This window comes from Streptomyces sp. NPDC044063 (assembly GCF_056434285.1).
Genome location: NZ_JBWKFM010000002.1, coordinates 74,124 through 100,230 on the forward strand (window position 1 = coordinate 74,124; position 26,107 = coordinate 100,230).

At 72.9% G+C, this 26,107-nt stretch carries 1 protein-coding gene; it reads left to right on the plus strand.

Translation table 11 applies throughout. From position 1 onward, the window contains the following. Entirely contained in the window at nt 1–26,097 is a 26,097-nt protein-coding gene (locus tag AC07BS_RS04310) for a type I polyketide synthase (RefSeq protein WP_478930131.1), read from the plus strand. Nucleotides 26,098–26,107: the final 10 nt, after the last annotated feature.

Genomic DNA, 26,107 nt, shown 5'->3' on the forward strand with positions numbered 1-26,107 from the left:
GTGGGGGACGGGAACGAAGGCAAGCTTCTCGATTACCTCAAGCGTGCTACCGCGGATCTCCGCGACGCCCGCAGGCGTCTGAAGGAGATCGAGCAGGAGCAGGCCGAGCCGGTCGCGATCGTGGGCATGGCCTGCCGGTACCCGGGGGGAGTGCGCTCCCCCGAGGACCTCTGGCGGCTCATCTCCGCCGGCGGCGAGACCGTCTCCGGCTTCCCCACCGACCGCGGCTGGGACATCGAGAACCTCTACGACCCGGACCCCGACCAGCCGGGCAAGAGCTACACCCGCCACGGCGGGTTCCTGCACGAAGCCGCCGACTTCGACCCGGCCTTCTTCGGCATCTCCCCCCGCGAGGCCCTCGCCATGGACCCCCAGCAGCGCCTGCTGCTGGAGGCCACCTGGGAGGCCTTCGAACGCGCGGGCATCGACCCCGCGGCAGCCCGGGGCAGCCGCACCGGCGTCTTCGCCGGCGTCATGTACCACGACTACGCCTCGCGCCTCCACATCATGCCCGACGGCCTCGACGGCTACCTGGGCAACGGCAGCTCCGGCAGCATCGCCTCCGGTCGCGTCGCCTACACCTTCGGCCTCGAGGGCCCCGCGGTGACCGTCGACACGGCGTGCTCGTCGTCGCTGGTCGCCCTCCACATGGCCATCCAGGCGCTCCGCAACGGCGAGTGCGAGATGGCCCTCGCGGGCGGCGTCACCGTCATGTCCTCCCCGGACACCTTCATCGAGTTCAGCCGTCAGCGGGGTCTGTCGGAGGACGGCCGCTGCAAGCCGTTCGCGGCGGCGGCGGACGGTACGGGCTGGTCCGAGGGCGTCGGCATGCTGCTCGTCGAGCGGCTGTCGGACGCGCGCAAGAACGGCCACCAGGTGCTGGCCGTCGTCCGCGGCTCCGCCATCAACCAGGACGGCGCCAGCAGCGGCCTGACCGCCCCCAACGGCCCCTCGCAGCAGCGCGTCATCCGCGCGGCCCTCGCCTCGGCGGGCCTTTCGGCGGCGGACGTGGACGCGGTGGAGGCGCACGGCACGGGTACGCGACTGGGCGACCCGATCGAGGCCCAGGCGCTGCTCGCCACGTACGGCCAGGAGCGGCCGGAGGACGGCCGACCGCTGCGTCTCGGCTCGATCAAGTCGAACTTCGGGCACACGCAGGCCGCCGCCGGCGTCGCCGGCATCATCAAGATGGTCATGGCGATGCGGGAGGGTCTGCTCCCGCAGACCCTGCACGTGGACGAGCCGTCGCCGCACGTGGACTGGTCGGCGGGCGCGGTCGAGCTGCTGACCGAGGCCGTGGCATGGCCGGAGCGGGCGGAGGGCACGCCGCGTCGAGCGGGTGTGTCGTCGTTCGGCATCAGCGGTACGAACGCGCACGTGATCCTGGAACAGGCGCCTGTCGCCGTCGAGGACGAGCCGGTGTCGCCGTCCGTCGGCGGCGGCGTGGTGCCGTGGGTGCTGTCGGGCCGTACCGCCGGTGCGCTGCGGGACCAGGCGGAGCGGCTGCGCGCCGTGGTCGCCGAGCGGTCCGAGCTCTCGCCGGTGGACGTGGCGTTCTCGCTGGCGACCTCGCGTGCGGCGCTGGAGCACCGCGCGGTGGTGGCCGGGGCGGACCATGAGGAACTGCTGCGCGGCCTGACGGCCGTCGCCGGCGGCGAGAACGGCACCACGGCGATCGAAGGACGCCTGGCGGTCCTCTTCACGGGTCAGGGCTCGCAGCGGATCGGGATGGGCCGTGAACTGCGGGGCGCGTTCCCGGTGTTCGCCGAGTCGTTCGGTGCGGTGTGCGCCGAGCTGGACGGTCACCTGGGTGTGGGGCGTCCGCTCGTCGAGGTGATCGACGAGGACGGCGAGGCGCTCGGCCAGACGGTGTACACGCAGGCCGCGTTGTTCGCGGTCGAGGTGGCGCTGTTCCGTCTGGTGGAGTCGTGGGGCATCCGTCCGGACTTCCTGGCGGGTCACTCGGTCGGTGAGATCGCTGCTGCTCATGTGGCGGGTGTGCTGTCTCTGGCTGATGCGGCGCGTCTCGTCGCGGCTCGCGGTCGTCTGATGCAGGCGCTGCCGGCGGGCGGCGCGATGGTGTCCGTTCAGGCCGCCGAGGAAACGGTTCTGCCGCTGCTGGCCGGTCGTGAGGACGTGGTCGGTGTCGCGGCGGTCAATGGGCCGCTGTCCGTGGTGATCTCCGGTGCCGAAGCCGCCGTTGTCGAGATCGCCGAGGCGCTGGCCGCCGATGGTGTGAAGACGAAGCGGCTGCGGGTCTCGCACGCGTTCCACTCGCCGCTGATGGACCCGATGCTGGAGGACTTCCGGCAGGTCGTCGAGGGGCTCACCTTCTCGGCTCCGTCCATCCCGGTCGTCGTCGCCACGGGCGATGTGACGTCCCCCTCGTACTGGGTGGACCACGTTCGTGACGCCGTCCGCTTCGCCGACATCGTCGGTTCTCTGGAGAACCAGGGCGTCCGTACGTTCCTGGAGCTCGGGCCGGACGCCGTTCTGTCCGCCATGGGCCCGGACTGCCTGAGCGGCGAGCGGAGCGGTGTCTTCGTTCCGGTCCTCAGGAAGGACCGTGACGACGAGCGCGCCGCTGTCGATGCTCTGGGTCGTCTCCACGCCCGTGGTGTGACCGTCGACTGGGCGGCCTTCTTCGCGCCGTACGGTGCCCGCCGGGTCGACCTGCCCACGTACGCCTTCCAACACGAGCGCTACTGGCTGGACGACGACACGTCCCTGGTCGGCGACGTCGCCTCCGCCGGTCTGGGCGCCACCGGCCACCCGCTGCTGGGCGCGGCCGTGGGCCTGCCCGGATCGGACGCGCACCTCTTCACGGGCCGGCTGTCGCTGAGCACCCACCCGTGGCTCGCGGACCACGCCGTCGGTGGTGCGGTGCTGCTGCCGGGCACGGCCTTCGTCGAGCTGGCGGTCCGCGCCGGCGACGAGGTCGGCTCCGGCGCGCTCGAGGAGCTCACCCTCGCCGCCCCGCTCGTGCTGCCCCGGCGCGGAGCCGTACAGCTGCGCGTGATGGTGGGCGAGGCGGACGGGACCGGCCGCCGTTCGGTCGACCTGTACTCGCGGACGGAGTCCGTGGAGGCCGACGAGCTGTGGACGCGCCACGCCATGGGCCTGCTCGCCCCGGCGGGCTCCGCCGCCCCGGCCGCCGACGCCGACCTGTCGGACTGGCCGCCGGCCGGCGCCCGGGCGATCGACACCGACGGCCTGTACGAGCGGCTCGCCGCCGGCGGGCTGGAGTACGGCACCGTGTTCCGGGGCCTGGGCAAGGCCTGGCGCCTCGGCGACGACGTGTACGCCGAGGTGGCCCTGCCGGAGACCGCCGACGTCACGGGCTTCGTGCTGCACCCGGCGCTGCTCGACGCCGCGCTGCACGCCATCGGCATCGACGCTCCCGCGAGCGACAGTGCCGAACTGCCCTTCGCCTGGGGCGGGGTGACGGTCCATGCGACGGGCGCCTCGGCCCTGCGGGTGCGGGTGTCCCCGGCCGGTACGGGTGGTGCCGGTGGTGCCGTGGCCCTGGCTGTCGCCGACGGCGCGGGTGCGCCGGTGGCTTCGGTGGACTCGCTGGCGCTGCGCGCGGTGTCGCCGGGCGAGCTGGCGGGCCCGGCGGCCGTGGAGTCGCTGTACCGGGTGGAGTGGCCGGTGGTGTCCGGCGCCGGAGCCGGTGCCGCGACCGACCGTTCGCCGGCGGCCGTGGGCGTGATTCCCCCCGTGCTGGCGGACCGTGTGACGGCGTGCGACGGTGTGGAGTCCGTCGAGTCGGCGGATTCCGTGCTGGCGTTCCTGCCGGGCGGGACCGGCGCCCGGGAGGCGGCGCACCACGCTCTTGAGCTGGTGCAGTCGTGGCTGGGGGAGGAGCGGTTCGGTTCCTCGCCGCTGGTCGTGGTGACGCGGGGGGCTGTCGCCGCCGGTGACGGCGATGCGATCTCCGATGTGGCGCAGGCCGCCGTGTGGGGTCTGGTGCGCTCGGCGCAGGCGGAGAACCCCGGGCGTTTCGTGCTCGTGGACGTCGACGGGACCGACGCTTCGTACGAGGCGCTGGCCGCCGTCCTGGACCTGGACGAGCCGGAGCTGGCCCTGCGGGACGGCGTCGCGCACGCCCCGCGCCTGGCGAAGGCGAGCGTTTCCGCCTCCGACGGCGACGGCAATGGCAATGGCAATGGCGATGGCGCGGTCTGGGGCGACGGCCCGGTTCTGATCACGGGCGCGATGGGCAGCCTGGGCGGCCTTGTCGCTCGTCACCTGGTGACCGAACACGGCGTCCGCAGCCTGGTGCTGACGAGCCGTCGGGGCCTTGAGGCTCCGGGCGCGGCCGAGCTGCGTGACGAGCTGACCGGCCTGGGCGCCGAGGTCGCGGTCGCGGCGTGCGACGTCGCGGACCGCGAGGCGCTGGCGGCCCTGCTGGCCGAGCACCCGGTGACGTCCGTCATCCACGCCGCCGGTGTTCTGGACGACGGTGTGGTGGAATCCCTCACGCCCGAGCGTCTCGACACCGTCCTGCGCCCGAAGGCCGACGCCGCCTGGAACCTCCACGAGCTGACCGAGGGCCTCGACCTGTCGGCGTTCGTGCTCTTCTCCTCCGCCGCCGGTACGTTCGCCAGCGGAGGCCAGGCCAACTACGCGGCCGCGAACGCCTACCTGGACGCGCTCGCCCAGTACCGCCGTGCCGCCGGCCTGCCGGCGCTGTCGCTGGCCTGGGGCTTCTGGGCCGACGAGGACGGCATGGCGGGCTCCCTCGGAGCCGCCGACCTGCGCCGTATGGAGCGGGAAGGCCATGTGCCGCTGACCGCCGCCGAGGGCCTCGCCCTGTTCGACGCGGCCGGCCGCACCGACAGCGCCGTGCTCGTACCGATCGGCCTGAACGTACGCAACCTCGCCGGTGACGCCGTGCCCGCCCTGCTGCGGGGCCTCGTACGCACGCCGTCCCGGCGCGCCGTATCCGCCGTCACGCCCGCCACGATGGCCGACGGCTCCCTGGAGGCACGCCTCCGAGACCTTCCCGCCGAGGAACGCGACGCCTTCCTGACCGACCTTGTGCGCTCGCATGTGGCGGGTGTGCTGGGTTACGGGTCGGTCGACGGTGTGGAGGCCGGCCGCGCCTTCAGCGAGCTGGGCTTCGATTCGCTGACGGCGCTGGAGCTGCGGAACCGGCTCGGTGGGGTTTCCGGGCTCCGGCTGCCCGCGACGTTGATCTTCGATTACCCGAGCCCGGTGGCTCTCGCGGGTTATCTGCGCGGCGAGCTGCTGGGTGAGGCCGATGACGTGACGTCCTCCGCATCCGCTGTGATGGCGGTCGTGGATGACGAGCCGATCGCGATTGTCGGAATGGCGTGCCGTTATCCGGGTGGGGTTTCGTCCCCCGAGGATTTGTGGCGACTGGTCGCCGGGGCGGGAGACGGTGTTTCCGTCTTCCCGTCGGATCGTGGCTGGGATGTCGCGGGTCTGTACGACCCGGACCCGGATCGTGCGGGAACGTTCTACGCCCGTGGAGGCGGTTTCCTCCACGATGCCGGCGAGTTCGATCCGTCGTTCTTCGGTATTTCGCCGCGTGAGGCCGTCGCGATGGACCCGCAGCACCGTCTGCTGCTGGAGACCTCGTGGGAGGCTTTCGAGCGGGCCGGTATTGATCCGATTTCGGTTCGTGGAAGCCGGACCGGTGTTTTCGCGGGCGTGATGTATCACGACTACGCGGAGGTCGTGGGTCGGGCCGCCGACCCGGTCGAGGGCTTCATGGGCACGGGCGGCAGCATCGCCTCCGGCCGTGTGTCGTACCACTTCGGGCTCGAAGGCCCCGCGGTGACGGTGGACACGGCGTGCTCGTCGTCGCTGGTCGCCCTCCACATGGCGGCGCAGGCGCTGCGCAGCGGTGAGTGCGAGATGGCGCTCGCCGGTGGTGTGACCGTGATGGCCACCCCCAGTACGTTCATCGATTTCAGCCGTCAGCGGGGTCTGTCGGAGGACGGCCGCTGCAAGCCGTTCGCGGCGGCGGCGGACGGTACGGGCTGGTCCGAGGGTGTCGGCATGCTGCTCGTCGAGCGGCTGTCCGACGCGCGGCGCAAGGGCCACCAGGTGCTGGCGGTCGTGCGTGGTTCGGCGATCAACCAGGACGGTGCGTCGAACGGTTTGACGGCGCCGAACGGCCCGTCGCAGCAGCGCGTCATCCGCCAGGCCCTGGCCGGGGCCGGTCTGTCCCCCTCCCAGGTCGACGTCGTCGAGGCGCACGGCACGGGTACGCGACTGGGCGACCCGATCGAGGCGCAGGCGCTGCTGGCGACGTACGGCCAGGAGCGGCCGGAGGGCCGCCCGCTGTGGCTCGGCTCGATCAAGTCGAACATCGGCCACACGCAGGCTGCGGCGGGTGTCGCGGGTGTCATCAAGATGGTCATGGCGATGCGCGAGGGCGTCCTTCCGCAGACCCTGCACGTCGACGCCCCTTCGCCGCACGTGGACTGGTCGGCGGGCGCTGTCGAGCTGCTGACCGAGGCCGTGGAGTGGCCGGAGCCGGCGGACGGCGAACTGCGTCGAGCAGGTGTGTCGTCGTTCGGTATCAGTGGCACGAACGCGCACGTGATCGTGGAGCAGGCGCCCGCGCTTGAGGGCGCTGAGGCTGCTGAGGCCGTGTCGCCGTCGGTCGATGGTGGTGTGGTGCCGTGGGTGCTGTCGGCGAAGTCGGCCGATGCGTTGCGGGGTCAGGCGGAGCGGCTGCGGGAGTTCGTGGCCGGCCGTGCTGAGCTGGCGGTGGCGGATGTGGCGTTCTCGCTGGCGTCGTCGCGTGCGGTGCTGGAGCACCGTGCGGTGGTCGCGGGCCGGGACCGTGAGGAGCTGCTGGCGGCTCTGGGCTCGCTGGAGGAGGCGGCGTCGGGTGTCCCGGTGAAGGGCAAGCTGGCGGTGCTCTTCACGGGTCAGGGCTCGCAGCGGATCGGGATGGGGCGTGAACTGCGTGCCGCGTTCCCGGCGTTCGCCGATGCCTTCGGTGCTGTGTGCGCCGAGCTGGACGCCCACCTGGAGCGTCCGCTTGTCGAGGTGATCGACGAGGACGGCGAGGCGCTGAGCCAGACGGCTTACACGCAGGCTGCTCTCTTCGCGGTCGAGGTGGCGCTGTTCCGTCTTGTCGAGTCGTGGGGTGTGCGTCCGGACTTCCTGGCCGGTCACTCGGTGGGCGAGATCGCCGCTGCTCATGTGGCGGGTGTGCTGTCTCTGGCTGATGCGGTGACTCTCGTCACGGCTCGGGGTCGTCTGATGCAGGCGCTGCCGGCCGGTGGCGCGATGGTGTCGGTCCAGGCCGCTGAGGAAACGGTCCTGCCGCTTCTCGCCGGTCGTGAGGACGAGGTCGGTATCGCTGCTGTCAACGGTCCTGTGTCCGTTGTCATCTCCGGTGCCGAGGCTGCCGTTGTCGAGATTGCCGAGGCGCTGGCCGCCGATGGGGTGAAGACGAAGCGGCTGCGTGTCTCGCACGCCTTCCACTCGCCTCTGATGGACCCGATGCTGGAGGACTTCCGGCAGGTCGTCGAAGGCCTGACCTTCTCCTCGCCGGCTGTTCCGGTTGTCGTCGCCTCCGGCGACGTGACCTCTCCCTCCTACTGGGTGGACCACGTTCGCGATGCCGTCCGCTTCGCCGACATCGTTCGTTCTCTGGAGACGCAGGGCGCTCGTACGTTCCTGGAGCTCGGTCCGGACGCCGTCCTGTCCGCCATGGGCCCGGACTGCCTCACCGACTCCGCTGACGCCGCCTTCCTCCCGGTCCTGCGCAAGGACCGCGACGAGGAGCGTGCCGCTGTCGATGCTCTGGGTCGTCTCCACGCCCGTGGTGTGACCGTCGACTGGTCGGCGTTCTTCGCGCCGCTCGGTGCTCGCCGCGTCGACCTGCCGACGTACGCCTTCCAGCACGAGCACTACTGGCCGAAGCCCGCCCTCGCCGTCGCTGATGTCGCCGCCGCCGGTCTGGCGCTGGCCGAGCACCCGCTGCTGGGTGCGGCCGTGCCGCTGCCGGACTCGGGTGGCTTCCTGTTCACGGGCCGCCTGTCCGTGGAGACCCACCCGTGGCTGGCCGACCACGCGGTCGCCGGCGCGGTGCTGCTGCCGGGAACAGCCTTCGTGGAACTGGCGGTTCGCGCCGGCGACCAGGTCGGCTGTGGTCTGCTCAAGGATCTGACGCTGGCCGTTCCCCTGGTGCTCCCGGAGCGCGGCGGAGTGCAGGTCCAGGTGTGGATCGGCGGCTCCGAGGAGAGCGGCGACCGCTCGGTCACGGTGTACTCGCGCCCCGAGCACGCCTCCGACGAGACCCCGTGGGTGCGGCACGCCACCGGTGTGCTGACCACTGACGTTTTCGTCGCCGACTTCGACTTCACCGCATGGCCGCCTGCCGGCGCCGAGTCCGTGGTGACCGATGCCCTGTACGAGTCGCTGGCCGAGGACGGGCTGGTCTATGGCCCGGTCTTCCAGGGGCTGGGCAAGGCCTGGCGTGTCGGCGAGGACGTGTTCGCCGAGGTGTCGCTCCCCGAGGACGCGGACGCCTCCGCGTTCGGTCTCCACCCGGCGCTGCTGGACTCCGCCCTGCACGCCATCGGTCTCCGCGAGAGCGGAGCCGAGGCGTCCGGCCCCGAGCTTCCGTTCGCCTTCGGTGACGTCGCACTGTTCGCGGTGGGTGCCTCCACGCTGCGGGTACGGGTCTCCCCGGCCGGTTCGGGTGCTGTGGCCCTGGCTGTCGCCGATGGCGCGGGTGCGCCGGTGGCGTCGGTGGGTTCGCTGGTGCTGCGCGCCCTGTCGAAGGGCGAGCCGGCGGGTCCGGCAGGTCCGGAGTCGCTGTTCCAGGTCGAGTGGCCGGCGGTGGCGATTCCCGCCGAGGCCGACGACGGGTCTGCGGTTGCTGCTGTGGGTGTGGTGCCTGCTGGGTTGGCGGATCGTTTCGCGTCGTTCGCTGGTGTGGAGTCGGTGGAGTCGGCGGATGTGGTGTTCGCCTTCGTGCCCGGTCAGTTGAGTGTCGGGGACGTCGCCGGTCAGGCCCTGGGTCTGGTGCGGTCGTGGTTGGAGGAGGAGCGTTTCGCTTCCTCGCGTCTGGTCGTGGTGACGCGGGGCGCTGTCACCACCGGTACCGGTGATGTGGTCTCCGATGTGGCTCAGGCTGCTGTGTGGGGTCTGGTGCGCTCGGCGCAGTCCGAGAACCCGGGCCGTTTCGTCCTCGTCGATGTCGACGGCACCGAGGCTTCGTACCAGGCGCTGTCTGCCGTCCTGGAGCTTGATGAGCCGCAGCTTGCGCTCCGCGAGGGTGCGGCACACGCGCCGCGTCTGGCCCGGGCCGCTTCCACGACCGACGCGGCCCCGGTCTGGGGTGACGGTCCGGTTCTGATCACGGGTGCGACGGGCAGCCTCGGCGGCCTCGTAGCCCGCCACCTCGTGACGGAGCACGGCGTTCGTAGCCTGGTGCTGACGAGCCGTCGTGGTCTTGAGGCTCCGGGTGCGGTTGAGCTGCGTGACGAGCTGGCCGGTCTGGGTGCCGAGGTGGAGTTCGCGGCGTGTGATGTCGCCGATCGCGACGCCCTTGCCGCGCTTCTGGCCGAGTACCCGGTCACCGCGGTCGTTCACGCGGCCGGTGTTCTGGACGACTGTGTCGTCGAATCCCTCACCCCCGAGCGTCTCGACACCGTCCTGGGCCCGAAGGCCGTGGCGGCCTGGAACCTCCACGAGCTGACCGCGTCCCTGGACCTGTCGGCGTTCGTGCTGTTCTCCTCCGCCGCCGGTGTCTTCGGCAACGCGGGCCAGGCCAACTACGCCGCCGCCAACTCCTACCTGGACGCGCTCGCCCAGTACCGCCGTGCGGCCGATCTGCCCGCGACCTCCCTCGCGTGGGGTCTGTGGGCCGACGCCGACGGCATGGCCGGTGAGCTGGCCGGTCAGGACCTGGCCCGTATGTCCCGGTCGGGCACGCGTGGCCTGACGGCGACGGAAGGACTCACCCTCTTCGACAGGGCCCTCGCCGTCTCGTCCGGCGCTCACGCGCTGCTGGTGCCCATTCACCTGGACACCGCCGGTCTCCGTTCCGAGGCCGGGTCCGAGGGCGTCCCGGCGCTGCTGCGCGGCCTCGTCCGCACCCCGGCCCGTCGTACCGCGTCCACCGGGACCGGTAACGCCGCCGAGACCCTTCAGCAGCGTCTCGCGGCCCTGACCCCCGACGAGCAGAACACGGCACTCCTCGACCTTGTGCGGTCGCATGTGGCGGGTGTGCTGGGTTATGGGTCGGTCGACGGTGTTGAGGCCGGGCGCGCCTTCAGCGAGCTGGGCTTCGATTCGCTGACGGCGTTGGAGCTGCGGAACCGGCTCGGTGGGGTTTCCGGGCTCCGGCTGCCCGCGACGTTGATCTTCGATTACCCGAGCCCGGTGGCTCTCGCGGGCTATCTGCGCGGCGAGCTGCTCGGCGACGCCGACGAGGCGACGTCCTCCGTTTCCGCCGCGGTCGCCGTGGTGGACGACGAGCCGATCGCGATCGTGGGCATGGCCTGCCGGTACCCCGGTGGGGTCTCCTCTCCTGAGGACCTGTGGCGTCTGGTCGCGGAGGCGGGGGACGGCGTGTCCGTGTTCCCGTCGGACCGTGGCTGGGACGTCGCGGGTCTGTACGACCCGGACCCGGATCGCGTGGGGACGTTCTACGCCCGCGGTGGTGGCTTCCTGCACAGCGCCGGCGAGTTCGATCCGTCGTTCTTCGGTATTTCGCCGCGTGAGGCCGTCGCGATGGACCCGCAGCACCGTCTGCTGCTGGAGACGTCGTGGGAGGCCTTCGAGCGGGCCGGCATCGATCCGGTATCCGTTCGTGGAAGCCGGACGGGTGTTTTCGCCGGCGTGATGTATCACGACTACGCGGAGGTCGTCGGCCGGGCCGCCGACCCGGTCGAGGGCTTCATGGGCACGGGCGGCAGCATCGCCTCCGGCCGCGTCGCCTACACCTTCGGGCTCGAAGGCCCCGCGGTGACCGTCGACACGGCGTGCTCGTCGTCCCTCGTCGCCCTGCACATGGCCGCGCAGGCCCTGCGCAGTGGCGAGTGCGAGATGGCGCTCGCCGGTGGTGTGACCGTCATGGCCACGCCGGGCACCTTCATCGACTTCAGCCGCCAGCGCGGCCTGTCCGAGGACGGCCGCTGCAAGCCGTTCGCCGCTGCCGCCGACGGCACCGGCTGGTCCGAGGGCGTCGGCATGCTGCTCGTCGAGCGGCTCTCGGACGCACGGCGCAAGGGCCACCAGGTCCTCGCGATCGTCCGTGGCTCGGCCATCAACCAGGACGGCGCGTCGAACGGCCTGACCGCTCCCAATGGTCCGTCCCAGCAGCGCGTCATCCGTGCCGCGCTCGCCAGTGCCCAGCTCTCCGCCGATGCCGTCGACGTCGTCGAGGCGCACGGCACGGGTACGCGGCTCGGTGACCCGATCGAGGCCCAGGCGCTGCTGGCCACGTACGGCCAGGAGCACTCCGAGGACCGCCCGCTGTACCTCGGTTCGATCAAGTCCAACATCGGTCACACGCAGGCCGCGGCCGGTGTCGCCGGCATCATCAAGATGGTCATGGCGATGCGCGAGGGCGTGCTTCCGCAGACCCTCCACGTCGACGCCCCGTCGCCGCACGTGGACTGGTCGGCGGGCGCCGTCGAGCTCCTGACCGAGGCCATCGAGTGGCCCGAGGCCGACAGGCCTCGCCGAGCGGGTATCTCGTCGTTCGGTATCAGCGGCACGAACGCGCACGTGATCCTGGAGCAGGCCCCCGCGATCGAGGACGACCGGCCCGCGCCGGCCGTCGACGCCGGCGGCGCCGTCCTGCCCTGGGTGCTCTCGGCGAAGAGCGAGGACGCACTCCGCGAGCAGGCCGAGCGGCTCCACGCCCTCGTGGCGGACCGTGCCGAACTTCCGCTCTCCGACGTGGCGTTCTCCCTGGCCGCATCGCGGTCGGCGATGTCCCACCGCGCCGTGGTCCTGGGCGCCGGACGCGACGAACTCCTGACGGGGCTGGCGCGGCTTGCCCAGGGCGAGTCCGCTCAGGCCGGCGCGAAGGGCCGTGTGCTCGACGGCCAGACCGCAGTGCTCTTCACGGGCCAGGGGTCGCAGCGGATCGGGATGGGGCGTGAACTGCGGGCCGCTTTCCCGGCGTTCGCTGACGCCTTCGCTGCTGTCTGTGCCGAGCTCGACGTCCACCTGGACCGTCCACTCGTCGAGGTGATCGACGAGGACGGCGAGGCGCTGGACCGGACCGAGTTCACGCAGGCCGCGCTGTTCGCGGTCGAGGTGGCGCTGTTCCGTCTCGTCGAGTCCTGGGGCGTCCGTCCGGACTTCCTCGCCGGTCACTCGGTCGGTGAGATCGCGGCCGCCCACGTGGCGGGTGTTCTCTCGCTCGCCGATGCTGCGCTTCTCGTCACGGCTCGCGGCCGCCTGATGCAGGCGCTCCCGGCGGGCGGCGCGATGGTGTCCGTCCAGGCCGCCGAGGAAACGGTCCTGCCGCTGCTGGCCGGTCGTGAGGCCGAGGTCGGTATCGCTGCTGTCAACGGGCCGCTGTCCGTTGTCATCTCCGGTGCCGAGGCTGCCGTTGTCGAGATCGCCGAGGCGCTGGCCGCCGACGGTGTGAAGACCAAGCGTCTTCGTGTCTCGCACGCTTTCCACTCGCCGCTGATGGACCCGATGCTGGAGGACTTCCGGCAGGTCGTCGAAGGCCTGACCTTCTCCGCCCCGGCCCTCCCGGTCGTCGTCGCCTCCGGCGACGTCACCTCTCCCTCCTACTGGGTCGACCACGTCCGCGACGCCGTGCGCTTCGCCGACATCGTCGGTTCTCTGGAGGGCAAGGGCGTCCGCACCTACCTGGAGCTCGGCCCCGACGCCGTCCTGTCCGCCATGGGCCCGGACTGCCTCGCCGACGGCGACAGCGGTGTCTTCGTCCCGGTCCTGCGCAAGGACCGCGACGAGGAGCAGGCCGCCGTGGCGTCCCTGGCCCGGCTCCACACCCGTGGTGCGACCGTCGACTGGGCGGCCTTCTTCGCCCCCTACGCACCCCGCCGCGTCGACCTGCCCACCTACGCCTTCCAGCACCAGCACTACTGGCCGCAGGCCGCGCGCATGAGCGGCAACGCCGCTGAGCTGGGCATGGGCGCCGCCGATCACCCGCTGCTCGGTGCCGCCGTGCAGCTGCCGGACGGCGTGCTGTGCACGGCCCGGCTGTCCCTGGAGACCCACCCCTGGCTCGCGGACCACGCGGTCGCCGGTGTGGTGCTGCTGCCGGGCACGGCGTTCGTCGAGCTGGCGGTCCGCGCCGGCGACGAGGCGGGCTGCGGTGCGCTGGAGGAGCTGACGCTCGCCGCACCGCTGGTCCTGCCCGAGCGCGGGGGAGTGCACCTGCGCGTCATGGTGGGCGGGGCCGACGAGTCGGGCCGCCGTTCCGTCGACGTGTACTCGCGGGCGGAGTCCGCGGGTGCCGACGAGCTGTGGACGCGGCACGCCATGGGCATGCTCGCCCCGGCCGGTTCCGTCCCGTCGGCCGCCGGTGCCGATCTCTCCGTGTGGCCGCCGGCCGGTGCCGAACCGGTCCCGACGGACGGCCTGTACGAGCGGCTCGCGACCGGCGGGCTCCAGTACGGTCCGGTGTTCCAGGGCCTCGGCAAGGTCTGGCGCCTCGGTGACGACGTGTACGCCGAGGTGTCGCTCCCCGAGGACGCGGACGCCGACGCGTACGGCCTCCACCCGGCCCTGCTCGACTCCGCCCTGCACGCGGTCGCCCTCGAAGGCGCCGACGGGGCGGACGAGGGTGGGCAGCCGACCGGCCCCGAGCTCCCCTTCGCGTGGAACGACGTGTCCCTGCACGCCGTCGGCGCGTCGATGCTGCGGGTGAAGCTGTCACCCGCCGGTGCGGACGGGGTCTCCCTGTTCGTGGCCGACGCCACGGGCGCGCCCGTGGCCACGGTGGGCTCGCTCGTCCTGCGCGCCGTGTCGGCCGGCGACCTGGCGGGCGCCGCCACGCCCTCGCACGTGGACTCGCTGTTCCACGTCGAGTGGCCCACCGTGCCCGCCGCGGCACCCGTCACGGGTCCGATCGCCGCGCTGGAGTCCGTACCGGCCGGCCGCCTGGCCGCCGTGTCCGACTCCCTCGTGACCGCGGCGGACCTCGCCGGGATCGCCGGGATCGCCGAGTCCTCCGCGTCGGGTGACGTCCCGTCCGTGGTCCTCGCGTCGCTCGCACCCGCGACCGTCTCCGACGCCATGGCCGACGAGGCCCGCCAGGCCGCGCTGCGGACCCTGGACCTCGTCCAGTCCTGGCTGGCCGACGAGCGCTTCGCCGCCTCCCGCCTCGTTCTCCTCACGCGTCACGCCGTCGCCGTCCATGGCGGCGAGGGTGCCGTGGACCCGGCACAGGCCGCCGTCTGGGGCCTGGTCCGGTCGGCGCAGACGGAGAACCCCGGCAGGTTCGTCCTGATCGACCTGGACGACGAGCAGGCGTCGTACGACGTCCTCGCCGCCGCGCTCGCCACCGACGAACCGCAGCTCGCCCTGCGCGCCGGGAACCTCCACGCGCCTCGCCTCGCGCGCTCCGGCGCCGGCGGTGAACTGGCCGTCGTGGAGGGCACCGACATCTGGCGTCTCGACTTCACCGAGAAGGGCACGCTGGAGAACCTGCACTTCATCCCGCACCCGGAGGCCGAGCAGCCGCTGGGGCCGGGCCAGGTCCGCATCTCCGTGCGCGCGACCGGGCTCAACTTCCGCGACGTGCTGAACGTCCTCGGCATGTACCCCGGCGACGCGGGCCTGCTGGGCCTCGAAGGCGCGGGTGTCGTCGTCGAGACCGGCCCCGGCGTGACCGGGCTCGCCGTGGGCGACCGGGTCATGGGCATGCTCTCGGGCGGCTTCGGACCGCTCGTCGTCGCCGAGGAGCGGCTCGTCTCCCGGATGCCGTACGGCTGGACGTTCGCGCAGGCCGCGGCCGCGCCCATCGTCTTCCTGACGGCGTACTACGCGCTGACCGACCTGGCCGGCCTGCGGGCCGGGGAGCGGATCCTCATCCACGCGGCGGCCGGTGGTGTCGGCATGGCCGCCGTGCAGCTGGCCCAGCACCTGGGTGCCGAGGTGTACGGCACCGCCAGCACGCCCAAGTGGGACGCGCTGCGGGCCGCGGGGCTCGACGACGCCCACATCGCCTCCTCCCGCACGCTCGACTTCGAGCGGGAGTTCCTGGCCGCCACCGACGGCCGCGGCATGGACGTCGTCCTCGACTCGCTCGCCCGCGAGTTCGTCGACGCCTCCCTGCGCCTCCTGCCGCAGGGCGGTCGCTACGTCGAGATGGGCAAGACCGACATCCGTGACGCGGACGAGGTCGCCGCCGCCCACCCGGGCGTCACCTACCGGGCGTTCGACGTCGTCGACGCCGGCCCGGACCGCATCCAGGAGATGTACGGCGAGCTCCTCGCCCTCTTCGAGTCCGGCGCGCTCCAGCCGCTGCCCGTCACCGCCTGGGACGTGCGCAACGCCCCCGAGGCGTTCCGCTTCCTCGGCCAGGCCCAGAACGTCGGCAAGGTCGTCCTGACCGTTCCCGCCCGCCTCGCCCCCGAGGGGACGGCGCTGGTCACCGGTGCCACGGGAACGCTGGGCGCCCTCGTCGCCCGTCACCTGGTCACCGAGCACGGCGTACGTCGTCTGCTGCTCACCAGCCGCCGGGGCGCCGACGCGCCCGGCGCGGCCGAGCTGCGCGAGGAGCTGACCGCGCTCGGCGCGGACGTCGTCCTCGCCGCCTGTGACACCGCGGACCGTGAGGCGGTGGCCGAGCTGCTGGCCTCCGTACCGGACGAGCACCCGCTCACCGGCGTCTTCCACGTCGCCGGTGTCCTCGACGACGGCGTCATCGAATCCATGACGCCCGAGCGCGTCGACACCGTGCTGCGGCCGAAGGCCGACGCGGCGTGGAATCTCCACGAGCTGACCCGGCACCTGGACCTGTCGGCGTTCGTGCTGTTCTCCTCCGCCGCCGGTGTCTTCGGCAACGCGGGCCAGGCGAACTACGCGGCGGCGAACGGCTTCCTGGACGCGCTGGCACGTCACCGGCACGCGCACGGCCTCCCGGCGACCTCCCTCGCCTGGGGCCTGTGGGCCGACGCCAGCGGCATGACCGGCGAACTGGACGAGACCGATCTGCTGCGCATGGCACGCTCCGGCGCCGCCGCGCTCACCGCCCCGGAGGGCCTGTCCCTCCTCGACACCGCCCTCGGCCACCCCGAGCCGCTCCACGTGCCCATGCACCTGGACACCGCCGCCCTCGCGGCGGACGCGGCGGCCGACGGCGTGCCCGCACTGCTGCGCGGCCTCGTCCGCGCCCCCGCCCGGCGCTCCGCCGAGGCCGCGGGCGCGGCCCCGGCCGCCACGCTCCAGCAGCGCCTGGCCGCCCTGCCCGCCGCCGACCGCGCCGCCGTCCTCCTCGACGTCGTGCGCACGCACGTCGCCGCGGTGCTCGGCCACGCCGACGCGGACACCATGGACGGCGACAAGTCGTTCAAGGAGCTGGGCTTCGACTCCCTGACGGCCGTCGAGCTCCGCAACCGGCTCGGCACGGCCACCGGCCTGCGCCTGCCCGCCACGCTCGTCTTCGACTACCCCACCCCCGTCGCGCTCGCCGAACACCTGCGGACGGAACTCGTCGGCGACGAGGACACCGGTGCGGGCGTCGTGACCGCCGACGGCACGCCGCTGCCGGTCACGGCCGCCGCCGGGGCCGACGAGCCGATCGCCATCGTCGGCATGGCCTGCCGCTTCCCGGGCGGGATCACCTCGCCCGAGGAGCTGTGGCAGCTCCTGTCGGCCGGCGGGGACGCCATCTCGGAGTTCCCCGTGGACCGCGGCTGGGACGTGGAGGACCTCTACGACCCGGAGGCGAGCCGCCCCGGAACGAGCTACACCCGGCAGGGCGGGTTCCTGCACGAGGCGGCCGAGTTCGACCCGGCCTTCTTCGGGATCTCGCCGCGCGAGGCCCTCGCCATGGACCCACAGCAGCGCCTGCTGCTCGAAGCCTCCTGGGAGACCATCGAGCGGGCCGGCATCGACCCCACGTCCCTGCGCGGCAGCCGCACAGGCGTGTACGCCGGCGTGATCTACCACGACTACGGTCTGCGCGTCGTGGACGTCCCCGAGGACGTCGACGGCTACCTGGGCACCGGCACCTCCGGCGGAGTCGTCTCCGGCCGCCTCTCCTACACCTTCGGGCTGGAGGGCCCGGCGGTGACCGTCGACACGGCGTGCTCGTCGTCGCTGGTCGCCCTCCACCTGGCGGTGCAGGCCCTGCGCAACGGTGAGTGCGAGATGGCGCTCGCCGGTGGTGTGACCGTCATGGCCACGCCCGGCACCTTCGTGGACTTCAGCCGCCAGCGCGGCCTGTCGGCCGACGGCCGCTGCAAGGCCTTCGCCGGCGCGGCGGACGGCACCGCCTGGGCCGAGGGCGTCGGCATGCTCCTCGTCGAGCGGCTCTCGGACGCGCGGCGGAACGGCCACCAGGTGCTGGCCGTCGTCCGTGGCTCCGCCATCAACCAGGACGGCGCGAGCAACGGCCTGACGGCACCGAACGGCCCCGCGCAGCAGCGCGTCATCCGTCAGGCGCTCGCCAGCGCCGGTGTGTCGGCGGCGGACGTGGACGTGGTGGAGGCGCACGGTACGGGTACGACGCTGGGCGACCCGATCGAGGCGCAGGCTCTGCTGGCCACGTACGGCCAGGACCGGCCGGCCGACCGGCCGCTGCTCCTCGGCTCGGTGAAGTCGAACATCGGTCACACGCAGGCCGCCGCCGGTGTCGCCGGCATCATCAAGATGGTCATGGCGATGCGGGAGGGTGTCCTCCCGCAGACGCTGCACGTGGACGAGCCCACGCCGCACGTCGACTGGGCCGCGGGCGCGGTCGAGCTGCTCACGGAGAACACGGAGTGGCCCGAGTCCGGCGGTCCGCGCCGGGCGGGTGTGTCGTCGTTCGGCTTCAGTGGCACGAACGCTCACGTGATCCTGGAGCAGGCGCCCGCGCTCGAGGGCGCTGAGGCTGCCGAGCCCGTGTCGCCGTCGGTCGATGGTGGTGTGGTGCCGTGGGTGCTGTCGGGTCGTACGCCCGACGCGCTGCGGGATCAGGCGGAGCGGCTGCGCTCGTATGTGGCCGCGCGGCCTGGGCTGCGGGTGGCGGATGTCGCGTCGTCGCTGGTGGTGTCGCGGGCGACGTGGGAGCACCGTGCGGTGGTGAGCGGCGCGAGCCGCGACGAACTGCTGGCGGGTCTGGCGGCGCTGGCCGGTGGGGACGAGGTCGTCGGCGGGAAGCTGGCGGTGTTGTTCACGGGTCAGGGTTCGCAGCGGATCGGGATGGGGCGTGAGCTGCGTGCCGCGTTCCCGGTGTTCGCCGATGTCCTCGGTGCTGTGTGCGCTGAGCTGGATGGTCATCTGGAGCGTCCGCTTGTCGAGGTGATCGACGAGGACGGCGAGGCGCTGAGCCAGACGGCTTACACGCAGGCCGCTCTCTTTGCGGTCGAGGTGGCGCTGTTCCGTCTCGTCGAGTCGTGGGGTGTGCGTCCGGACTTCCTGGCCGGTCACTCTGTGGGTGAGATTGCTGCGGCTCATGTGGCGGGTGTGCTGTCTCTGGCTGATGCGGCGCTTCTCGTCACGGCTCGGGGTCGTCTGATGCAGGCGCTCCCCGCTGGTGGCGCGATGGTGTCCGTCCAGGCCGCCGAGGAAACGGTCCTGCCGCTGCTGGCCGGTCGTGAGGACGTGGTCGGTGTCGCGGCGGTCAACGGGCCGCTGTCCGTGGTCATCTCGGGTGCCGAGGCAGCGGTTCTCGAGATCGCTGAGGCGCTGGCCGCCGATGGTGTGAAGACGAAGCGTCTTCGTGTCTCGCACGCTTTCCACTCGCCGCTGATGGACCCGATGCTGGAGGACTTCCGCCAGGTCGTCGAAGGCCTGACCTTCTCCTCGCCGGCCGTCCCGGTCGTTGTCGCCTCCGGTGACGTGACCTCTCCCTCCTACTGGGTGGACCACGTCCGCGGTGCCGTGCGCTTCGCCGACACGGTCGGTTCTCTGGAGAGCAAGGGCGTCCGTACGTTCCTGGAGCTCGGTCCGGACGCCGTTCTGTCCGCCATGGGCCCGGACTGCCTTGCTGACGGCGACAGTGGTGTCTTCGTCCCGGTCCTCCGTAAGGACCGTGACGAGGAGCGCACGGTCGTCGACGCCCTGGGGCGTCTCCACACCCGTGGTGTGACCGTCGACTGGCAGGCTTTCCTCGCGCCGCACAACGCGGGCCGGGTCGACCTGCCCACCTACGCCTTCCAGCACCAGCGCTTCTGGCTGGAGGACTCCACGGACCGGTCGTCGGCGGGCGTTGCCCAGGCCGACCCCGCCGAGTCCGCGTTCTGGGAGGCCGTGGACGGCGAGGACCTGCCCGCTCTGTCCGACACGCTGCGACTCGACGGCGACGCGCCGCTGAGCGCCGTACTGCCTGCTCTCGCCGCCTGGCGGGCCCGTCGCCGTGCCGCTTCGGCACTGGACGACGTGACCTACCGGGAGATGTGGAAGCCGCTCACCGGTACGACGTCCGCGGTTCCTTCGGGGACGTGGTTGGTGGTGGTGTCTCCGGAGGTTGCGGGGCATGTGTGGGTGGGTGCTGCGGTGGCGGCGCTTGAGGGTGTTGGTGTGCGTGTGGTGTGCGTGGTGGTTGATGAGGGGTGTGTGGGGCGTGAGGCTCTGGCGGGGCGTGTGGGTGGTGCTCTGGCGGAGGCTGGTGTCGAGGCGGGTGCGGTCGACGGTGGTGTGTTGTCGTTCGTCGGTCTGGACTCGTCGTCGGGCGTGCTCTTGTCAGCGGCTGTTGTCCAGGGGCTGGGTGATGTAGGGATTGCTGTCCCGTTGTGGGCGGCGACCTGTGGTGCTGTTTCGGTGGGTGCCGCTGAGCGTGTGGTTGATGTGGCGCAGGCTGGTGTGTGGGGTCTGGGTCGTGTGGCGGCGCTGGAGTATCCGCAGCTGTGGGGCGGTCTGGTCGACCTGCCCGAGGTGGCTGATGAGCGTGTCGCGGCGCGGTTGTTGGGTGTGTTGTCCGGGGCCGGTGGTGAGGATCAGGTGGCGCTGCGCGCGTCCGGTGTCCACGCCCGCCGACTCGTCCGCGCGACGACGACCGGGACCTCGACCGACGGCCTGTCCTGGAGCCCGGCCGGCACTGTGCTGGTCACCGGCGAACTCGGCGTCCCCGGCGGCCCTGCCGTCCACGTCGTCCGACGCCTGGCCGCCAAGGGCGCCCCGCACGTCGTCCTCGCGGGCCGGCACGGCACCGACGAGGCCACCATGGCCGCCGAGGCCGCGCTCCGCGCGGAACTGGCGGAACTCGGCACCGAGGTCGACGTCGTCCACTGCGACACGTCCGACCGCGCCGCCGTCGTCGCCCTGCTCACGCAGCACCGGGTCACGGACGTCGTCCACGCGACCGGCACGCCGGACGACGGCGTCGTCGATTCGCTGACCCCGGCGCGCTACGCCGCCGTCCTCGCGGGGACCGCGGACGTCGCCCGCCGCCTCGACGAGGTGTCGCGCGAACTCGACCTGGAACTCCGTTCCTTCGTCCTCTTCTCCGCTCTCGCCGGTGCCATCGGCACCGCGGGCCAGGCCACGCACGCCGCGGCCACGGCACACCTGGAGGCGCTCGCCCGCCGGCGACGCGCCGACGGGCTGCCCGGCACGGCCATCGCCTGGGGCCCTTGGACGGCGGACGGCCTCGACGAGCGGCTCCGGCGCGTGGGCATCCCCGCCCTCGCACCCGAGACGGTCGACGCGGCCCTGGACCACGCGCTGGACGGCACGGCCGATCCCGTGCTGACCGTCGCGGACATCCGGTGGGAGACCTTCCTGCCGATCGTGACCGCCGCGCGCCCCAGCGCGCTCTTCGCCGAGCTTCCCGAGGCGCGTGACCTCGCGGAGGCCCTGGAGAGCGCCACCGCCGGCGCCCTGCGCGAGCGCCTGGCCGGGCTGCCGGAGAACGAGCAGAACCGCGTCCTGCTGGACGCGATCCGGACGCAGATCGCCGCCGTACTCGGCTACGCCGGGCCGGAGGCCGTGTCGACGGGCCGGGCCTTCAAGGACCTCGGCTTCGACTCGCTGACCGCCGTCGAGCTCCGCAACCGGCTGGGCAAGGCCACCGGCCTGCGGCTGCCCGCCACCCTCGTCTACGACTGGCCGACCGCCACCGCGCTGGTCGACCACCTCCGCACCGAACTCCTCGGCGCGGAGCGGCGGGCGGCGGACGCCCGGGCCGTGGCCGTGCTCGACGACGAGCCCATCGCGATCGTCGGGATGGCGTGCCGCTACCCCGGTGGTGCCCGTACCCCCGAGGAGCTGTGGCAGCTCGTCGTCTCGGGCGGGGACGCGATCTCCGAGTTCCCGACCGACCGCGGCTGGGACCTGGACGCCGTCTACCACCCGGACCCCGAGCACCCCGCGACCTCGTACACCAACCGCGGCGGGTTCCTGCACGACGCGGCCCGGTTCGACCCGGCGTTCTTCGGGATCTCGCCGCGCGAGGCCCTGGCCATGGACCCGCAGCAGCGGCTCCTGCTGGAGACCTCGTGGGAGGTCTTCGAGCGGGCGGGCATCGACCCGGCCACCCTCCGGGGCAGCCGGACCGGCGTCTTCGCCGGCGTCGCCTACCACGACTACGGGTCCCGGCTGCGTGCCGTGCCCGACGAGCTGGAGGGCTACATCGGCACCGGCAGCTCCAGCAGCGTCGTCTCGGGCCGCGTCGCCTACACCTTCGGGCTGGAGGGCCCGGCGGTGACGGTGGACACGGCGTGCTCGTCGTCGCTGGTCGCCCTGCACCTGGCCGTGCAGGCCCTGCGCAGCGGTGAGTGCGAGATGGCCCTGGCCGGTGGTGTGACCGTCATGGCCACGCCGGGCACCTTCATCGACTTCAGCCGCCAGCGCGGCCTGTCGGCGGACGGCCGTTGCAAGCCGTTCGCCGGCGCGGCCGACGGCACCGGCTGGGGCGAGGGCGCGGGCGTCCTGCTCGTCGAGCGCCTTTCGGACGCCCGCCGGGCCGGGCACCCCGTCCTGGCCGTCGTGCGCGGCACGGCCACCAACCAGGACGGTGCGTCGAACGGTCTGACCGCCCCCAACGGCCCGTCCCAGCAGCGCGTCATCCGCGCGGCGCTGGAGAGCGCCCGCCTGACCTCCTCCGAGGTCGACGTGGTGGAGGCGCACGGTACGGGTACGACGCTGGGTGACCCGATCGAGGCCCAGGCGCTGCTGGCCACGTACGGCCAGGACCGGCCGGCAGACCGGCCGCTGCTCCTCGGTTCGATCAAGTCCAACATCGGCCACACGCAGGCCGCGGCGGGCGTCGCGGGCGTCATCAAGATGGTGATGGCGATGCGTGAGGGTGTGCTTCCGCAGACCCTGCACGTGGACGAGCCCACGCCGCACGTCGACTGGTCGGCGGGTGCCGTGGAGCTGCTGACGGAGGCCGTGGAGTGGCCCGAGGCCGACAGGCCTCGCCGCGCTGGTGTGTCGTCGTTCGGCTTCAGTGGCACGAACGCGCACGTGATCGTCGAGCAGGCTCCGGTCGAGGAGCCTCCGGCCGAGGCTGCCGAGACCGAGGTGTCCGTGGACGCGGAGAACAGTGACATGCCGCTTGCCTGGACGGTGTCCGCCCAGGGCACCGACGCACTCCGTGCCCAGGCGGGGCGTCTCCTGGCGCACCTGCGGGCCCACGAGGACCAGTCGGTCGCGGACGTGGCCTTCTCGCTGGCCACCTCGCGTTCGGCCCTCGACGTACGTGCCGTCGTCACCGGTAGCGGCCGCGACGAACTCGTCTCGGGCCTCACGGCCCTCGCCGCGGGCGACTCCGCGACCGGTGTCCACCAGGGCCGGGTCGAGGACGGACCGCTGGCGGTGCTCTTCACGGGTCAGGGTTCGCAGCGGATCGGGATGGGCCGTGAGCTGCGGGATGCGTTCCCGGTGTTCGCCGATGCCTTCGGTGCTGTGTGCGCCGAGCTGGACGCCCACCTGGAGCGTCCGCTCGTCGAGGTGATCGACGAGGACGGCGAGGCGCTGGATCGGACGGAGTACACGCAGGCCGCTCTCTTTGCGGTCGAGGTGGCGCTGTTCCGTCTCGTCGAGTCGTGGGGTGTGCGTCCGGACTTCCTCGCCGGTCACTCCGTTGGCGAGATTGCCGCTGCTCATGTGGCGGGTGTGCTGTCGCTGGCTGATGCGGCGCGTCTCGTCACGGCTCGGGGTCGTCTGATGCAGGCGCTCCCCGCTGGTGGCGCGATGGTGTCCGTCCAGGCCGCTGAGGAAACGGTCCTGCCGCTGCTGGCCGGTCGTGAGGACGAGGTCGGCATCGCCGCCGTCAACGGTCCGCTCTCGGTCGTCGTCTCCGGTGCCGAAGCCGCTGTCGTGGAGATCGCCGAGGTCCTGGCCGCCGACGGCGTCAAGACGAAGCGTCTTCGTGTCTCGCACGCTTTCCACTCGCCTCTGATGGACCCGATGCTGGAGGACTTCCGGCAGGTCGTCGAAGGCCTGACCTTCTCCGCCCCGTCCATCCCCGTCGTCGTCGCCTCCGGCGACGTCACCTCTCCCTCCTACTGGGTCGACCACGTCCGCGACGCCGTCCGCTTCGCCGACATCGTCGGTTCTCTGAAGAGCCAGGGCGTCCGTACGTTCCTGGAGCTCGGTCCCGACGCCGTCCTGTCCGCCATGGGCCCGGACTGCCTCACCGATGGAGACAGCGCCGCCTTCGTCCCGGCCCTCCGCAAGGACCGTGACGAGCCCGGTGCCCTGCTCGCGGCGCTCGCTCAGCTGCACGTCCGGGGTGTCACTCCGGACTGGGCGGCGTACTTCGCGCCGCTCGGCGCGCGCCGGGTCGAGCTGCCGACGTACGCGTTCCAGCACGGTCACTACTGGCTCGACGACGCCTCTCCCGAGGTGCCCGGCGGTACGGCCGCCGTGGCCGACGCGGTGGAGGCCCGGTTCTGGGACGCCGTCGAGCAGGAGGACCTGCCCGAGCTGCTGGAGACGCTGCGGCTCGACGGCGACGCGCCGTTGAGCGAGGTCCTGCCGGCGCTCTCCGCGTGGCGGGTCCGCCGGCGCGAGCGGGCGACGGTCGACGGCTGGCGGTACCGGGTGAGCTGGCAGCCCGTCGCCGAGCCCACGGCCGCCCTGCCGGCCGGGGACTGGCTCCTGGTGACGGCGGCCGGCGCCGCGAACGGCGCGCCGGCGGAGTCCGTACGGGACGCGCTGGTCGATGCCGGCGTGCGGGTCGTGCCGGTCGAGGCCGACGCGGGCTGCCGGGAGCGCGGTGCGATGGCGGCGCGGCTGCGGGAGTCGGTGTCCGCGGCGGGGCTGTCCGCCCCGCCGGCGGGTGTCGTGTCCCTGCTCGCGTTCGACGAGGCGCACGGCACGCTCCTGACCTCGGCGCTCGTCCAGGCGCTGGGCGACTCGGCGGATCTGGAGGCGCCGGTGTGGGCCGTCACCTCGGGTGCCGTCGCCGCGTCCGCCGCCGAGCGTCCGGCCGTTCCCGCCCAGGCGCAGGTCTGGGGCGCGGGCCGGGTCGTGGCCCTGGAGCACCCGCGGCTGTGGGGCGGTCTGGTCGACCTGCCCGAGGTCGTGGACGCGCGGGCCCTGGAGCGCCTGGTCGGTCTGCTGGCCGACGCCGGCGGCGAGGACCAGCTCGCGGTGCGTTCGTCCGGGGTGCTCGCGCGGCGTCTCGTACGGGCCCCGGAGGGCGCGGAGGCGCCCGCGGACTGGTCGGCTCCCGGCACGGTGCTCGTCACCGGCGGCACCGGCGCCCTGGGCGCCCGGATCTCCCGCTGGCTGGTCGAGCGCGGTACGCGCGGGCTGGTGCTCGTGTCCCGCCGGGGCGCCGAGGCGCCCGGCGCGGCCGGGCTGCGCGACGAGCTGACCGCGCTCGGCGCGGACGTCACCCTCGCGGCCTGCGACGTCTCCGACCGGGACGCCCTCGCGGCGCTCCTGGACACCCACCCGGTGACGGGTGTGGTGCACGCGGCCGGTGTGCTGGACGACGGCATCCTGGAGACCCTGACGCCCGAGCGCTACGAGGCCGTCCTGCGCCCCAAGGCGGAGGCCGCCGCCCATCTGCACGAGCTCACCCGGGACCGGGACCTGTCGCTGTTCGTCCTCTTCTCGTCCATCGCGGGCACCGTCGGCAACGCCGGCCAGGCCAACTACGCCGCCGCCAACGCCTACCTGGACGCGCTCGCCCAGCAGCGGCGCGCCGACGGCCTGGCCGCGACGTCCATCGCCTGGGGTCCGTGGACCGGTGACGGCATGAGCGACAGCGACGGGCTGGCCGAGCGGCTCCGCGAGGGCGGGCTGCCGGCGATGGACCCGGAGCACGCGATGTCGGCGCTGGCGTACGCGGTGGCCGCGGACGAGAGCGGGCTGACCGTGGCCGACCTGCGGTGGGACCGCTTCGTCCCGCCGTTCACCGCCGCCCGTCCCAGCCCCCTGCTCGGCGACCTCGCCGAGGTGCGGGCGCTGGCCGCCGCCGCTCCCGTCGCCGCCTCGGCCGCGGTGGAGGGCGACCCGGCGCAGGCGCTGCGCGAGAGGCTGGCGGGGCTCCAGGGGGAGGAGCGCGACCAGGCGCTGCTCGACCTGGTGCACGGACAGGTGGCCGCGGTGCTCGGACACGCCTCGACGGCGTCCGTCGAGGACGGCCGGGCGTTCAAGGACCTCGGCTTCAGCTCCCTCTCCGCGGTCGAACTCCGCAACGGCCTCGGCACCGCCACGGGCCTCCGACTGCCGGCGACGCTGATCTTCGACTATCCGACCCCCGCCGCCCTCGCGGGCCTGCTGCGCCGCGAACTCCTCGGCGACGAGGACGTCCCGGCCGACGGGGCGGACGCCGCACCGCTGCTCGTCGAGCTCGACAAGGTGGAGACGCTGCTCACCACCATGGGCCCCGGCGACCCGGACGGCGCGAAGGTCACCGCCCGCCTGCAGTCCCTGCTGACGCGCTGGAACGACCTGCAGAAGGCGGAGGAGGGCGGCGAGGACGGCGACGACCTCGCGGCGGCCACGGCCGACGACATCTTCGACATCATCCACAACGAGTTCGGAAAGTCCTGAATTGCCGACC